Source organism: Citrobacter sp. S-77 (assembly GCF_963864895.1).
In the GTDB taxonomy this organism is placed as follows: domain Bacteria; phylum Pseudomonadota; class Gammaproteobacteria; order Enterobacterales; family Enterobacteriaceae; genus Citrobacter; species Citrobacter murliniae.
Genome location: NZ_CAWLWU010000002.1, coordinates 1,864,876 through 1,879,959, shown reverse-complemented (window position 1 = coordinate 1,879,959; position 15,084 = coordinate 1,864,876). Strand labels below are relative to the sequence as shown.

14 protein-coding genes and 1 pseudogene are annotated in these 15,084 nt (G+C 49.1%); 9 read left to right on the top strand and 6 right to left on the bottom strand.

The window, feature by feature from the left end; all coding sequences use genetic code 11:
• The first annotated feature begins 50 nt into the window (after positions 1–50).
• Entirely contained in the window at positions 51–395 is a 345-nt protein-coding gene (yajD, locus tag AACS05_RS09600) for an HNH nuclease YajD (protein ID WP_045441991.1), read from the top strand.
• A gap of 43 nt (positions 396–438) precedes the next feature.
• Here the strand turns inward: yajD and AACS05_RS09595 are convergent, their stop codons facing one another.
• The gene (locus AACS05_RS09595; RefSeq protein WP_045441989.1) at positions 439–714 is read right to left on the bottom strand and encodes a YeaC family protein; all 276 of its coding nucleotides are present in this window, start codon (positions 712–714) and stop codon (positions 439–441) included.
• 41 nt (positions 715–755) lie between these two features.
• The gene (msrB, locus tag AACS05_RS09590) at positions 756–1,169 is read right to left on the bottom strand and encodes a peptide-methionine (R)-S-oxide reductase MsrB (protein ID WP_045441986.1); all 414 of its coding nucleotides are present in this window, start codon (positions 1,167–1,169) and stop codon (positions 756–758) included.
• A 341-nt stretch (positions 1,170–1,510) separates the two neighbouring features.
• Between msrB and gapA the strand changes: the two genes are divergently transcribed.
• Both gapA and AACS05_RS09580 read left to right on the top strand, forming a co-directional pair.
• Complete coding sequence (gene gapA, locus AACS05_RS09585; protein ID WP_045441983.1) at positions 1,511–2,506, top strand: glyceraldehyde-3-phosphate dehydrogenase; 996 nt, start codon at positions 1,511–1,513, stop codon at positions 2,504–2,506.
• A gap of 268 nt (positions 2,507–2,774) precedes the next feature.
• On the top strand, positions 2,775–3,659 hold the full coding sequence (locus tag AACS05_RS09580) for a D-hexose-6-phosphate mutarotase (RefSeq protein WP_045441980.1): 885 nt from the start codon (positions 2,775–2,777) through the stop codon (positions 3,657–3,659).
• Between the two features lie 58 nt (positions 3,660–3,717).
• Here the strand turns inward: AACS05_RS09580 and AACS05_RS09575 are convergent, their stop codons facing one another.
• Positions 3,718–4,572: an aldo/keto reductase gene (locus tag AACS05_RS09575; protein ID WP_045441977.1), complete on the bottom strand. Its 855-nt coding sequence runs from the start codon at positions 4,570–4,572 to the stop codon at positions 3,718–3,720.
• A 291-nt stretch (positions 4,573–4,863) separates the two neighbouring features.
• Positions 4,864–5,607 (bottom strand): MipA/OmpV family protein, encoded by a 744-nt coding sequence (locus AACS05_RS09570; RefSeq protein WP_045441974.1) that lies wholly within the window; start codon positions 5,605–5,607, stop codon positions 4,864–4,866.
• A gap of 433 nt (positions 5,608–6,040) precedes the next feature.
• Between AACS05_RS09570 and yeaG the strand changes: the two genes are divergently transcribed.
• Together yeaG and AACS05_RS09560 are read left to right on the top strand one after the other, a co-directional pair.
• On the top strand, positions 6,041–7,975 hold the full coding sequence (yeaG, locus tag AACS05_RS09565) for a protein kinase YeaG (RefSeq protein ID WP_045441971.1): 1,935 nt from the start codon (positions 6,041–6,043) through the stop codon (positions 7,973–7,975).
• A gap of 123 nt (positions 7,976–8,098) precedes the next feature.
• Positions 8,099–9,382 (top strand): YeaH/YhbH family protein, encoded by a 1,284-nt coding sequence (locus AACS05_RS09560; protein WP_045441968.1) that lies wholly within the window; start codon positions 8,099–8,101, stop codon positions 9,380–9,382.
• A 39-nt stretch (positions 9,383–9,421) separates the two neighbouring features.
• Here AACS05_RS09560 and AACS05_RS09555 read toward each other — a convergent pair whose 3' ends face one another.
• A complete protein-coding gene (locus AACS05_RS09555; RefSeq protein ID WP_045441965.1) occupies positions 9,422–10,192 on the bottom strand; it encodes a class I SAM-dependent methyltransferase in 771 nt (256 codons plus the stop codon).
• Positions 10,193–10,367: 175 nt separating this feature from the next.
• Between AACS05_RS09555 and dgcJ the strand changes: the two genes are divergently transcribed.
• The 3 genes from dgcJ to AACS05_RS09540 all read left to right on the top strand — a co-directional run bounded on the left by dgcJ (position 10,368) and on the right by AACS05_RS09540 (position 13,001).
• On the top strand, positions 10,368–11,858 hold the full coding sequence (gene dgcJ / locus AACS05_RS09550) for a diguanylate cyclase DgcJ (protein ID WP_045441963.1): 1,491 nt from the start codon (positions 10,368–10,370) through the stop codon (positions 11,856–11,858).
• Between the two features lie 45 nt (positions 11,859–11,903).
• On the top strand, positions 11,904–12,407 hold the full coding sequence (locus tag AACS05_RS09545) for a YbaK/prolyl-tRNA synthetase associated domain-containing protein (protein WP_045441960.1): 504 nt from the start codon (positions 11,904–11,906) through the stop codon (positions 12,405–12,407).
• A gap of 147 nt (positions 12,408–12,554) precedes the next feature.
• Positions 12,555–13,001, top strand: a complete 447-nt coding sequence (locus AACS05_RS09540; RefSeq protein ID WP_045441958.1) for a DUF441 domain-containing protein — start codon at positions 12,555–12,557, stop codon at positions 12,999–13,001.
• Here AACS05_RS09540 and AACS05_RS09535 read toward each other — a convergent pair.
• Positions 12,930–13,776 (bottom strand): annotated as a pseudogene (locus AACS05_RS09535) (AraC family transcriptional regulator). The gene AACS05_RS09540 and the pseudogene AACS05_RS09535 sit on opposite strands and share 72 nt — an antisense overlap.
• Before the next feature lie 99 nt (positions 13,777–13,875).
• Here AACS05_RS09535 and AACS05_RS09530 point away from each other — a divergent pair.
• On the top strand, positions 13,876–15,063 hold the full coding sequence (locus tag AACS05_RS09530; protein WP_045441954.1) for a CynX/NimT family MFS transporter: 1,188 nt from the start codon (positions 13,876–13,878) through the stop codon (positions 15,061–15,063).
• Positions 15,064–15,084: the final 21 nt, after the last annotated feature.

Below are 15,084 nucleotides of genomic sequence, written 5' to 3'. Positions count from 1 at the left end.
CAGGCTGCTCTGGTGCGGCTTTTTATTTTCTACAGGAGGCATGAAGCGTTATGGCTTTTATCCCTAAAAATTATGCCCGTCTGGAAGTCGGATACCGGGAAAAGGCACTTAAACTCTTCCCCTGGGTTTGCGGACGCTGTTCCCGTGAGTTTGTCTATTCCAACCTGCGTGAATTGACAGTGCACCATATCGATCACGATCACTCCAATAACCCGGAAGATGGTAGCAACTGGGAAATGTTGTGCCTGTATTGTCACGATCACGAGCATTCCAAATATACGGAAACGGAACAGTATGGTTCAACGGTGGTTGCCGGAGAAGATGCGCAGAAGGCTGTCGGCGAAGCGAAATATAACCCGTTTGCCGATCTTAAAGCGATGATGAACAAGAAATAACAAATACAGCAGGCCCGGCGTGATGTGCTACCGGGCCTGTGACTCAGGATTTGAACGTCGCAATGGGCTCTGGCGTAATACCAAACTCAACTTTCAGCTGTTGCTTACTCTTCATCACCATCTCACCCTTCGTGTCGATAGTCATATGTTGCGCATCAACATTGTGGCGTGCCTGCCATAGCATCACCAACTGCAAACTGTTCTCTTTTTGTTCTGCCGTCAGCGCGACGCCATCCGGCCATTTTCCCAGCTCAACGGCAGTAGATAAGCGCTGATACACTTCCGGCGTCATGCTGTTGATCATCTCATCAAGATTCATGTTAAATCCATTCCCGTAGAATAATTTGCTGAATCGTTTCCTCAGCCTTTGATTTGTTCACCATTTTCATCATCGGTGAAGTTCAAAGACGCCGAATTTACGCAGTAACGTTCCCCGGTAGGTTTTGGACCATCAGGGAAGACATGTCCGAGGTGTGCATCACAGTTTCCGCAGCGGATTTCGATGCGCTGCATACCGTGTGACGTATCTTTTATGTAACGAATGGCCTCTTCGCTAACAGGCTCGTAAAAACTGGGCCAGCCGCAGCCGGAATCGTATTTAGTATCTGAACGAAACAGCGGTTTGTCGCAGATCAGGCAATGGTAAACGCCATCACGCTTATTGTGCAGCAAACGCCCGGTAAATGGCGGTTCTGTCCCATGATTTTGCGTCACGTAGAACTGCATTTCGGACAAATTTTTTTTCAGTTCTTCTGGAGAAGGTTGATTAGCCATTTGCTCACATCTCACTTTATCTATACTCACATCGCGAGACAGATTCTAACAAAACATTAACACCGTAGTGCGAACTTTTGTTCTAAACTTGATACTTGCGAAATGGCAGCCTGTTAATCGTGATCACAATCACGTTTTTATCTTGATTGCCCTTTAAAATTCGGGCCGCCGCCCCCATGTGGTTTCAAGCCCAAAGGAAGAGTGAGGCGAGTCAGTTGCGCAAAGCTTAGGCAGCAGATTGATTTGTCGCAATGATTGACACGATTCCGCTTGACGCTGCGTAAGGTTTTTGTAATTTTACAGGCAACCTTTTATTCACTAACAAATAGCTGGTGGAATATATGACTATCAAAGTAGGTATCAACGGTTTTGGCCGTATCGGTCGCATTGTTTTCCGTGCTGCTCAAGAACGCTCTGACATCGAGATCGTTGCAATCAACGACCTGTTAGACGCTGACTACATGGCTTACATGCTGAAATATGACTCCACTCACGGCCGTTTCAACGGTTCCGTTGAAGTGAAAGACGGTCATCTGATCGTAAACGGTAAAAAAATCCGTGTTACCGCTGAACGTGATCCGGCTAACCTGAAATGGGACGAAGTTGGTGTTGACGTAGTAGCTGAAGCAACTGGTCTGTTCCTGACTGACGAAACCGCTCGTAAGCACATCACTGCTGGCGCGAAAAAAGTGGTTCTGACTGGTCCGTCCAAAGATAACACTCCGATGTTTGTTAAAGGCGCTAACTTTGACAAATACGAAGGTCAGGACATCGTTTCTAACGCATCCTGCACCACTAACTGCCTGGCTCCGCTGGCTAAAGTTATCAACGACAACTTCGGCATTATCGAAGGTCTGATGACTACCGTTCACGCAACCACCGCTACTCAGAAAACCGTTGATGGCCCGTCTCACAAAGACTGGCGCGGCGGCCGTGGCGCAGCTCAGAACATCATCCCGTCCTCTACCGGCGCTGCTAAAGCTGTAGGTAAAGTACTGCCAGAACTGAATGGCAAACTGACTGGTATGGCGTTCCGCGTTCCTACTCCGAACGTATCCGTTGTTGACCTGACCGTACGTCTGGAAAAAGCTGCTTCTTACGAAGAAATTAAGAAAGCAATCAAAGCTGCTTCCGAAGGCCCGATGAAAGGCGTTCTGGGTTACACCGAAGACGACGTTGTTTCTACCGATTTCAACGGTGAAGTTTGCACTTCTGTGTTCGATGCTAAAGCTGGTATCGCACTGAACGACAACTTCGTGAAACTGGTATCCTGGTACGACAACGAAACCGGTTACTCCAACAAGGTTCTGGATCTGATTGCTCACATCTCCAAATAAGTTGAGATGAGACAGTAATCTGTAAGAGCGACTCAGGTCGCTCTTTTTTTTGCCTGAAGATATACCCGCCATACTTCAACTTGCAGGTGTGTTGGCTACGTTATCTCCCCCTGTTCGCTTACAACAGTAAGCTCATCGGGATGAATCAGGGGCATTCATGTCCTGGCCGAAGGTTGCCTTCGGTTGTTCAAATTCGTTCCTGACGAATTTGTCGTTCACTTGCCGCTTCCTGTAATTCGAATTATTCAGGGTAAAAAAGGATTGCGTAATGATTAATAAAATTTTTGCACTTCCGGTAATCGAGCAAATTACCCCTGTCCTCTCTCGTCGCCAGCTTGATGATCTTGAAATCATTGTTGTCGATCACCCGCAGGTTAAAGCCTCTTTCGCGCTGCAGGGCGCTCATCTCCTCTCCTGGAAACCAAACGGCGAAGAAGAAGTCCTCTGGCTCAGCAACAACACACCGTTTAAGACGGGCGTCGCATTGCGTGGCGGTGTTCCAATTTGCTGGCCGTGGTTCGGTCCGGCTGCCCAGCAGGGTCTACCTTCTCACGGCTTTGCCCGTAACCTGCCCTGGACGCTGAAAGCGCACAATGAAGATGACAACGGCGCTGTTCTGACATTTGAATTGCAAAGCAATGCTGAAACGCGTCAGCTTTGGCCGCATGAGTTTACGCTGTTAGCACGCTTCAAAGTGGGTAAAACCTGTGAGATCGAGCTGGAAGCCCATGGTGAGTTTGAAACCACTTCTGCACTCCACACCTACTTTAATGTAGGAGATATCGCAGCGGTGAAAGTAAGTGGCCTTGGCGACCGCCTGATCGATAAAGTTAACGATGCAAAAGAAGATGTACTGGCTGATGGTATCCAGACGTTCCCGGACCGTACCGATCGTGTGTATCTGAACCCGGAAGCATGCAGCGTCATTCACGATGATTCACTGAACCGCAATATCGACGTTGTGCATCACCACCATCTGAATGTAGTCGGCTGGAACCCAGGCCCGGCGCTGTCTGTCAGCATGGGAGATATGCCGGATGATGGTTACAAAACGTTTGTTTGCGTAGAAACTGCTTACGCCACCGAAACGCAGAAAACAACGGCAGAGAAACCTTCTCGTCTGGCGCAAACTATTCGTGTTGCTAAACGATAAGCGATAATTAATACCGGATGATTGACCGAAAAAGTGTGCGGACAACCATCCGGTAAAATCAGGCCATATCCAACGCAGTTTTACCTTTCGGGGCAGGATATGCCTTATCCAGCAATTTCAGCTCGTCGGCGGACAGCGTAATCGCGAGCGCGGCTGCATTCTGCTCCACATGTGCCACGTTTGCCGCTTTTGGAATCGCCATTACCCCCTGATGACGAATAACCCACGCCAGCAAAATCTGAGCGGCGCTGACATTGCGAGCTCTCGCGATATCGTTAACCACGGTGTTCGTGAGCACATCACTGCGTAAACGCCCTGCCTGGGCCAGCGGGCTGTAGGCCATGACCGGCATCTGCTGTTGCTGACACCAGGGGAGTAAATCATACTCAATACCCCGCGATGCCACATGATACAGCACCTGATTAGTGGCACACTGTTGCCCACCCGTAACCTGCCATAACGCCTGCATGTCATCGTAATCTAGATTAGAGACTCCCCAGCGACGGATTTTCCCCTGCGCAATCAATGTTTCCATTGCACTCACGGTCTCTTCAAATGAGTAATCCCCCATCCAGTGCAATAAATAGAGATCCAGATAGTCAGTGTTCAGCCGACGCAGACTCCCTTCACAGGCCGCAATCATTTTTTGGCCGCCCGCATTCCATGGGTAAACTTTTGACACTAAAAACGCATGTTCGCGTCGCCCCGTCAATGCCTCGCCAACGATTTCTTCCGCTGCACCATCAGCGTACATTTCGGCCGTATCAATAAGCTGTAAACCAAGATCCAGCCCTGCCCGCAGCGCATTTACTTCATCACGACGGCGGCTGGCATTCTCGCCCATATACCATGTACCCTGCCCGATAGCTGGAAGCGCAATCTGCTGAGCAAAAATCACCTGCTTGTTTGTCATCACACCCTCCTGTGTTTATGCACCACAGTAAAGCAAAACAACGCGGGTGTGTCCTGTAATGGTGCACAAATTGCACCATCATAGTTTGGACTGATTTTTACGCGGATCATGAGTGACAAGATGTCTGCAGCCAGATACAGAATATGCGTTAATAGTGTGATTCACGCGCAGTGAATAAAAGACAACTTTCCTCGTTTAAAAATAAGTATCGGAGCTTACCCATGGTGATAAAACAAAAAGCCCGCATTTCTGCGGGCTTCCATGTAATCATCTGTTCTTCATTTAGTGAAATCAGAATTTATAAGTAATACCGGTTGAGATCAGACCCGTCCAGGATTTGTCCACCATCGGGCTGTCGGTAATTTCATCAGACAGACGGGTATAACGCGCAGTGGCGTACATGCTCCAGTCGCCAAGGAAATTGTAGTTTGCGCTTAATTCAAGGTACGGGTTCCAGCTGCTGTTAGGATCGTAGCTGCGCAAACCACTGCGGGAAGATTCGTGACGCGATACACCGTAGTAGTAATCGTTCTGGTTTTCGCTGTTCCACTCAACACCAATACCTGGTGTCAGCGTCAGACCACCGTTGGTGTAACGGTACAACCACGCCAGATCCCATACGATACCATTACTGTTGTCCAGCGTGTCTCCCGCCAGGCTGGTGCGCAGGAAACCATATTGCGTATTGTGAACGTAAGACAGACCAGCCATCATGGTGCTCTTACGCTTATCAAGGCTGCGCAGGCGGCTGTCATCGCTGTCGCCCGGCTTAAAGTACATTGGCGACCAGTACGCCATGACTGATAATTTATCTGTGTTGTCATTCCACAGGTAGTAGCCACCGCCCAGACCACGGAACCAGAAGTTCTCGCTTTCGTAGGTCACGACAGGAACGGGATAAACGTCAGTATCATAATCTTTGTAGGGGTGTTCAACCACACCAACGCCTGCGCCCAGCGTCAGGTTGCTTTCTGCTTGCGCAACAGAGGAAGTGGCGATAAGCACGCCAAGTGCCAGAAGTTTGAGTTTGGTCACAATCCATAATTCCTTATTCAAATGTATAGCAACAGAAGTGTAACCGTCATTACGTTACAGCCCAACTATTTTACGTATTAGCCACGTAATGTAACCCCCTAATTTCTCTGCGAGTGATGACATTTTGCTTGCAGAACGATGAATACCGCATGAATCCAACCCTATTTCTTTACATTAGATGTGCTTTTTTTGCTGATGAGTTATTGATATGCCATTGAAATTCGTTTGCGCACACAGGCAAGTTTTGCAAATGCCATCTACGCTTAATTTTAGAAGGTGTATCACCGAATACGTTGATCTCCTGACCACCAAAATGGCATGAGAGTTGCTTATTTCTTCAGCAGCGACGTCGTTCAGTTTACCTCTTCAGGGGCCTCTACTATTCATATGAACGGCTCTTAACATGTGCTAAAAAACGAAAGGACGGCATACCATGAATATATTCGATCACTATCGCCAGCGTTATGAAGCTGCCAAGGACGAAGAGTTCACGCTGCAGGAGTTTCTTACCACTTGTCGGCAAGATCGCAGTGCTTATGCCAACGCGGCAGAGCGGCTATTAATGGCTATTGGTGAGCCTGTCATGGTCGATACTGCCCATGAACCTCGACTTTCTCGACTCTTTTCTAACCGGGTGATCGCTCGTTATCCCGCGTTTGAAGAGTTTTACGGCATGGAAGACGCGATTGAACAGATTGTCTCTTATCTGAAACACGCGGCTCAGGGGCTGGAAGAGAAGAAACAGATTTTGTATCTGTTGGGGCCTGTTGGGGGTGGGAAATCGTCTCTTGCCGAGCGGCTGAAATCGCTGATGCAAAGAGTACCGATTTATGTCCTGAGTGCTAACGGCGAGCGGAGTCCGGTCAACGACCATCCGTTATGCCTGTTTAATCCACAGGAAGATGCCCAGATCCTGGAAAAAGAGTATGGGATCCCGCGTCGCTATCTCGGTACGATCATGTCGCCATGGGCGGCAAAACGTTTACATGATTTCGGCGGGGACATTACTAAATTCCGCGTCGTCAAAGTCTGGCCGTCTATTCTGGAGCAAATTGCTATCGCCAAAACAGAACCTGGCGACGAAAATAACCAGGATATCTCCGCCCTGGTCGGGAAAGTGGATATTCGTAAACTCGAACACCACGCCCAAAACGATCCTGATGCCTACGGTTACTCAGGCGCACTGTGCCGTTCTAACCAGGGGATCATGGAATTCGTTGAGATGTTTAAAGCACCGATTAAAGTGCTGCATCCTCTGTTGACCGCGACTCAGGAAGGAAACTACAACGGCACAGAAGGTATCTCTGCCCTGCCGTTTAACGGCATCATTCTTGCGCACTCGAACGAATCCGAATGGGTAACGTTCCGCAATAACAAGAATAACGAAGCCTTCCTCGACCGTGTTTACATCGTGAAGGTACCGTATTGCTTACGCATTTCCGAAGAGATCAAGATCTACGAGAAATTGCTTAACCACAGTGAGTTGACCCACGCGCCTTGCGCACCAGGCACGCTGGAAACGCTCTCTCGCTTTACTATTCTTTCGCGCCTGAAAGAACCGGAAAACTCGAGCATTTACTCGAAGATGCGCGTTTACGATGGCGAAAGTCTGAAAGATACCGATCCAAAAGCGAAATCCTACCAGGAATATCGGGATTACGCCGGGGTTGATGAGGGCATGAACGGCCTGTCCACGCGTTTTGCGTTTAAGATCCTCTCCCGCGTGTTTAACTTTGACCACGCCGAAGTGGCGGCCAACCCGGTGCACCTGTTCTATGTTCTTGAACAGCAAATCGAGCGCGAACAGTTCCCGCAGGAGCAGTCAGAACGTTATCTGGAGTTCCTGAAAGGCTATCTGATCCCGAAATACGCCGAGTTTATTGGCAAAGAGATCCAGACGGCTTATCTGGAATCCTATTCCGAATACGGGCAGAACATTTTTGACCGTTATGTCACCTATGCGGACTTCTGGATTCAGGATCAAGAGTATCGCGATCCGGATACTGGCCAACTGTTTGACCGTGAGTCGCTCAACTCAGAGCTGGAGAAAATTGAGAAGCCAGCAGGCATCAGTAACCCGAAAGATTTCCGTAACGAGATCGTCAACTTCGTTCTGCGCGCCAGAGCGAATAACAGCGGTCGCAATCCAAACTGGACCAGTTACGAAAAACTGCGCACGGTTATCGAGAAAAAAATGTTCTCGAATACCGAGGAACTGCTGCCGGTCATTTCCTTTAACGCTAAAACCTCGACTGACGAGCAGAAAAAGCACGACGATTTTGTCGACCGTATGATGGAAAAAGGCTACACGCGTAAACAGGTGCGTTTATTGTGCGAATGGTATTTGCGCGTGCGTAAATCATCGTGATGCAAATGCCCGGTGGTGCCTGCACTTACCGGGCCTACAAAAACATGCAGCGTAGGCCGGACGCGCGTAAGCGACTTCCGGCACTATGCACACTGCGAAAAGTTGGCAGCACGGGAGGAGCTTATGACCTGGTTTATTGACCGGCGTCTTAACGGCAAAAACAAGAGCACGGTTAACCGTCAGCGCTTCTTACGCCGTTATAAATCGCAAATTAAGCAGTCTATCTCCGAGGCCATTAACAAGCGTTCGGTGACTGATGTCGATAGTGGCGAATCTGTCTCTATCCCGACCGATGATATTAGCGAACCGATGTTTCATCAGGGGCGCGGGGGGCTGCGCCATCGTGTACATCCGGGTAACGACCATTTTGTCCAGAATGACCGTATTGAACGTCCTCAGGGCGGCGGCGGTGGTTCTGGCAGCGGACAAGGCCAGGCCAGCCAGGATGGAGAGGGCCAGGATGAGTTCGTGTTTCAGATTTCTAAAGATGAGTATCTGGATCTGCTCTTTGAGGATTTGGCCCTCCCTAATCTGAAGCAAAATCAGCAGCGTCAGTTAACGGAGTACAAAACGCATCGTGCAGGTTTTACCTCTAATGGTGTGCCAGCCAACATCAGCGTGGTGCGATCCCTGCAAAACTCACTGGCGCGCCGTACGGCAATGACAGCGGGTAAACGTCGGGAGTTACACGCCCTTGAAGCCGATCTGGAGACCATCACCAAAAGTGAACCCGTTCAGTTGCTGGAAGAAGAACGATTACGTAAAGAGATTGCTGAACTACGGGCAAAAATCGAACGCGTACCGTTTATCGATACCTTTGATTTACGTTACAAGAATTATGAAAAACGCCCCGATCCCTCCAGCCAGGCGGTTATGTTCTGCCTGATGGATGTCTCCGGTTCAATGGACCAGTCGACAAAAGATATGGCAAAGCGTTTTTATATTCTGCTGTATCTTTTTTTAAGCCGGACTTACAAGAACGTAGAAGTGGTCTATATTCGCCACCACACTCAGGCGAAAGAGGTAGATGAGCACGAGTTCTTCTACTCTCAGGAAACCGGGGGGACGATTGTCTCCAGCGCCCTAAAATTGATGGATGAAGTGGTGAAAGACCGCTACGATCCTGCCCAATGGAATATCTACGCGGCGCAGGCATCGGATGGAGATAACTGGGCTGATGATTCGCCGCTGTGCCATGAGATTCTGGCGAAAAAACTGCTGCCGGTGGTGCGATATTATAGCTATATCGAAATCACCCGTCGTGCGCACCAAACCTTATGGCGTGAGTACGAACATTTGCAATCGACCTTTGAAAACTTTGCTATGCAACATATTCGTGACCAGGATGATATTTACCCGGTATTCCGCGAGTTGTTCCATAAGCAGAGTACCACCAGCAATAATTAGATATCGCTAACAGGCCAGAACATACGTTCTGGCCTGTTTTTATTTTCCCTTCACCGAACAGCAAGCGATGTAATTTAATTGATGTCGCTGGGATTTAAAAAAGCGAAACATTTTAAGGAACCGACGCCGATTTTCATGCGTACGTAAGCCGTTAAATGCAATTTTGAGTGCGCCACCTAACCCCTCATCACGAATTAATCCGCGAGGCGACATTAACGACATTTCGCCATTTTTCTGCATAACATGCTCAAACCCGGCATTCAGGAAGAGTTCACTCCAGCCCTGCCGGGTCATCGGGCTTACGTTTGACTTCACCACCTGCATTAGCTGACTTTGATCGCCCTCACCCAGTTTTTGGCTGGTGAACATAATATCGTGAGTTAATAACCGTCCCCCGGGTTTCAGCACCCGATGGTATTCCGCAATCAGCTTCGCCTTGGCTTTGTCGGCATACATTGTCAACATGGCTTCGTTAATCACAACGTCAAAACTGTTATCAGCAAAAGGGAGAGTGCTCGCGTTAGCAGCCATTACATGGATGTGATTTTCCAGCCCATGAACAGCCACATTACTTCTCGCTCTGGCGAGCGCGTCCTTATCCATATCAATGGCATAAACCGTACAGCCAAAGCGCTGAACCAGCTCTATCGCCGTCGTCGCCATATTGCATGCCACCTCAAGTACCTGGCAATCAGGCGTCAGTTGTGACTGGTTGAACAACCAGTCAGTTGCTTCAATTCCGCCTGGGCGTAGACGGGTTTTACCCAGGCTGGCTAAAAATGTATGGCCCGCTTTTTCAGTCGTGCTCATTTGCCTGTCTCCTTTTTCATAAGTTGCATTATAAATACAACATTAAGATTCAAAGGTGAAGTGTGCGAATGATTTTTATTACAAAATAGACCTCTGCGACAATTCCCATACCGTTAGAGCGGACGTATAGCGTGTGATAGACTGAAGTATCTGACTTACAGGGCTGTAAATCATTATGAAATTGCAACATAAAGCGCTCAGGCACTTTATCTCCGTAAGCGTTATTGTTCTGACATCGACCTTTCTGGTTTACGAACTTGTTGCCAGCGATCGGGCAATGAGCGCGTATATGCGGTATATCATTGAGAAAGCAGATTCATCATTTCTCTATGATAAGTATACAAATCAGAGCATCGCAGCCCATCTTATGCGCCGTTTTTCATCCCCCAAAGAGAGTATTTCACCCGAGCAACGAAAAGCGCTGTGCAACGCTTTCGAGAGCGTTAACGGCACGCATGGACTCAACCTCACCAACCATAACTATCTTCCATTACGCGGTACATTGCAGACCCATTCCGGTAATTGCGTCGAACAACTTGATGACATATTCCTGCTGCCGGCCTTCGACCAGGCGGTAAATGTGAATCGTGAGCTGGTCGATTACGGTCAGGGGTTAGGAACGCTGGAATACAAGTTTCGTTATTACATTGACCTAAAAAATAATTACATCTATTTCTACAATCTCGTTAACTCACTCCAGTTCACCATGAACCATTGGTCCTTTTTGCAAAAAGGCACCCTGGGAATTAATCAGAATGATATTGACGATGTATTTACTGGCCGAACCGTCATTTCCAGTATTTACGAAGATGACCTTACGCAAGAAAAAGTCATGAGCTTTTTAACGCCAGTCTATTCAGACGGCAAACTAAAAGGCGTGGTCATGGTGGATGTGAACAAAGAGAATTTGAAACATATTTTTTATACCAACGATCGTCCTCTTGTATGGCGTTATCTTAACGTCACCCTGTCTGATATCAGCTCGGGAAAGGAGATTATCGTTAACCAAAGCGAGAGCAATCTGTTTCAGTATGTGCATTATATCAATGACATACCCGGTGGAATACGCATCACGTTATCGCTTGATTTCATGTACTTTATTGTCTCGTCATGGAAGATATTCGCCTTTTATCTGTTGGCAACGGTACTTCTGTTGAATATGGTCAGGATGCATTTCCGTTTGTATCACAACGTAACTCGCGAAAATATCAGTGACGCGATGACCGGTCTCTATAACCGCAAAATTTTAACCCCTACGCTTGAACAGCGGTTGCAGCAACTGGTCAATGCAGGAACACTTGTGACATTTATCGCTATTGATTGCGACAAACTGAAAACAATTAATGACACGTTGGGGCACCAGGAAGGCGATCGCGTTATCACCATTCTGGCAAAAGCTATTCAGTCATCTATTCGCAAAAGTGACTATGCGATTCGCCTCGGTGGGGACGAGTTCTGTATTATTCTCATCGATTACGCCACCGAACTTACACCTCGCCTGCTGGAACGCATTAGCCATAACTTACAAATTATTGCGCCGGATAAATCAGTCAGCTTTTCCGCAGGGATATATAATATGCAACCAAACGACACCATTAATGATGCCTATAAAGCATCTGATGCTCAGCTCTATCTTAATAAACAGAAAAAACACCTTCGTTCGTGAAAATTTTTCTGCGCAGGATTTTTATCGTTGTACCAGGAGTAAGAAATGACGGAAGTGAATAAAGGTAATGAGACCCATCAACGTTTGATTTCATTGTTGTCAGAGCAAGGCGCCACGTACCGCGTAATCAGCCATGAAGCAGTCGGCAAGTGTGAAGCCGTGTCAGAGATCCGCGGCACTGCGCTGGGTCAGGGGGCAAAAGCTCTGGTATGCAAAGTGAAAGGCAATGGAGTCAATCAGCATGTGCTGGCTATTCTGTCCGCTGACCAACAGGCCGACCTGAGTCAGCTAGCCAGCCATCTCGGCGGTTTAAGAGCTTCTCTTGCCAGCCCGGCAGAAGTGGATGAGCTAACAGGTTGTGTGTTTGGCGCCATCCCCCCCTTCAGTTTTCATCCTAATCTCAAGCTGGTCGCCGATCCGCTTTTATTCGAGCGCTTTAATGAGATTGCGTTTAATGCCGGGATGTTGGAAAAATCGGTCATCATGGATACTAAAGATTATTTGCGCATAGCCCGACCAGAATTAGTCCAGTTCCGCCGCGCACAATAGCCAGAAATAGTGACCGGTTTATCGGCATAAAAACGCGATCTTATGCGTTCGCCTAAAAATTGTCTTTATCAATAAAAAAAGCCTGTTCCGTCACGCGTTTGCGCGTACAGTAAGCAGGCTTATCTTTTTTTTGGCAAGGAAACTACGATGTTTGATGTCACTCTGCTGATCCTGCTCGGACTGGCAGCTCTGGGCTTTGTCAGCCATAACACCACTGTCGCCGTTTCAATTCTGGTGCTGATTATAGTCCGTGTTACGCCTCTGAATACCTTCTTCCCGTGGATTGAAAAACAGGGCCTGACCGTCGGGATTATCATTCTGACCATCGGCGTGATGGCGCCAATCGCCAGCGGTACGCTCCCCCCTTCCACGCTCATCCATTCATTTGTGAACTGGAAGTCGCTGGTGGCCATTGCTATCGGCGTATTTGTTTCCTGGCTTGGTGGGCGCGGTGTCACGCTGATGGGTAATCAGCCGCAGCTGGTCGCCGGCCTGCTGGTGGGAACTGTGCTGGGCGTGGCTTTATTTCGCGGCGTACCGGTTGGACCACTCATTGCGGCGGGTCTGGTCTCGTTGATTGTTGGGAAGCAGTAGTCAACCCTGTCAGATAACGGCCTGGCGTCTGGCCCAGGCCTTTTTTGAACATGGTGATAAATGCGGTAGTCGAATCGTAACCCAGCATCTGAGCGACCTGCTGTACGTTTCGCCCCTCTATCAACGCCTGTAATGCCAGGATCAGCTGTAGCTGGTGACGCCAGCGACGAAAACTCAGCCCAGTCTCTTTGACCACCAGCCGGGCAAGATTACGTTCACTCATAGCAAATACACTGGCCCACTGGCCCAGGGTTTGCCATTGCGCTGGCTCCTGCGCCATCGTCGCCACCATCTTACGAATTTTTGGGTGGTCGGATACCGGCAACTGCATTTGCTCCTGCGGCTGCTGCGGTAGCTCATCAAATAATACCTGCGTAAGACGTTGTGTTGACGGATCCAGCCGCTGAGCATCGGTTTTCGACGCCAGCGAGAGAATGAGTTCCCGACACAATGGCGCAATTTTCAGCGTGCAGCAGCGTTCCGGCATCACCACTGCATTCGGTTCAATAAACAGAAAGCATAAGCCGGCACCAACAGTAACGTGATTACTGTGTGGAATTTCACCAGGGATCCAAACCGCATACTGAGGAGGAACCATCCACATAGCATTTTCCACTTCACACGTAATCGCGCCGTGCAACGCCAGAATCAACTGACCCTTTCGGTGCTGATGCAGTGGGCTAAAGAGTTCGTCTTCCCGGGCCTGAATACAAAAAGCCACAGCGGCGTCGTGATACAGGTCGGGTTGATATCCATCCAGCCTCAGTCCCAACATAATAATGTCCGATTTTAGCGATAAACTGTCATTTTAGCTTGATTCATCCATCATGTAAAAACGGTAAGGTATCGCCTCGCCTGACGACATGAGAAAACAATGACACATTACTCTTCCCCCCACGGCAAACAGGGTGCTTTGCTTATCGCGGGTATCCTGATGATCGCAACCACGCTACGCGTGACCTTTACCGGCGTAGCCCCACTGCTGGATGCTATCCGGGCTGATTACGGGTTAACCACCGCCCAGACAGGACTCCTGACAACACTTCCCCTTCTCGCTTTTGCGCTGGTTTCGCCTCTGGCTGCGGCCGTTGCACGTCGATGGGGAATTGAACGCAGCTTATTTGCCGCCATGCTGCTGATTTGCGCAGGTATTGGTATACGATCTTTATCCTCACCACTGTTCCTTTTTGGCGGAACCACCCTCATTGGCTGCGGAATAGCATTAGGAAACGTTCTGCTACCAGGGCTAATCAAGCGCGATTTTTCGCAGCATGTAGCGAAACTCACCGGCGCATACTCACTGACGATGGGCGCAGCGGCAGCAATTGGTTCAGCAATCGTGGTACCACTGGCGCTTAACGGATTCGGCTGGCGTGGCGCGTTGTTGATGTTAATGGCCTTTCCTCTGCTGGCTCTGTTTATCTGGCTGCCGCAGTGGCGCCAGAAAGCCCATGCCACGATGAGTAACTCACGTGCGCTGCATTCCCGCGCTATCTGGCGCTCCCGTCTTGCCTGGCAGGTTACTCTGTTTCTGGGGATCAACTCACTTATCTATTACGTGGTAATTGGCTGGTTACCCGCCATTTTGATTAGTCATGGCTACAGTGAAGCTCAGGCCGGATCGCTGCACGGTTTACTGCAATTAGCCACCGCCGCGCCGGGAATACTGATCCCCCTGATCCTGTACAGATTTAAAGATCAGCGGGCCATCGCCGCCCTGGTCGCCCTAATGTGCGCTATCGGTGCTGCTGGTTTCTGGTTGATGCCCGACCGGGCGGTGCTATGGACCCTTCTGTTTGGCTTTGGGTCAGGGGCATCGATGATTCTGGGATTAACTTTCATCGGCCTGCGTGCAAGTTCAGCACATCAGGCTGCTGCCTTATCCGGCATGGCGCAATCTGTCGGGTATTTACTGGCCGCATGCGGACCGCCCCTGATGGGCAAAATTCACGACCTCAACGGTAACTGGCAAATACCGTTGATCGGCGTCGCCCTGTTAGCAACAGTGATGGCTGTGTTTGGATTTTGTGCCGGTAGCAATCGGGAGATAGCTACCTCATAACGCAGCGGGCAGGTTAATGGT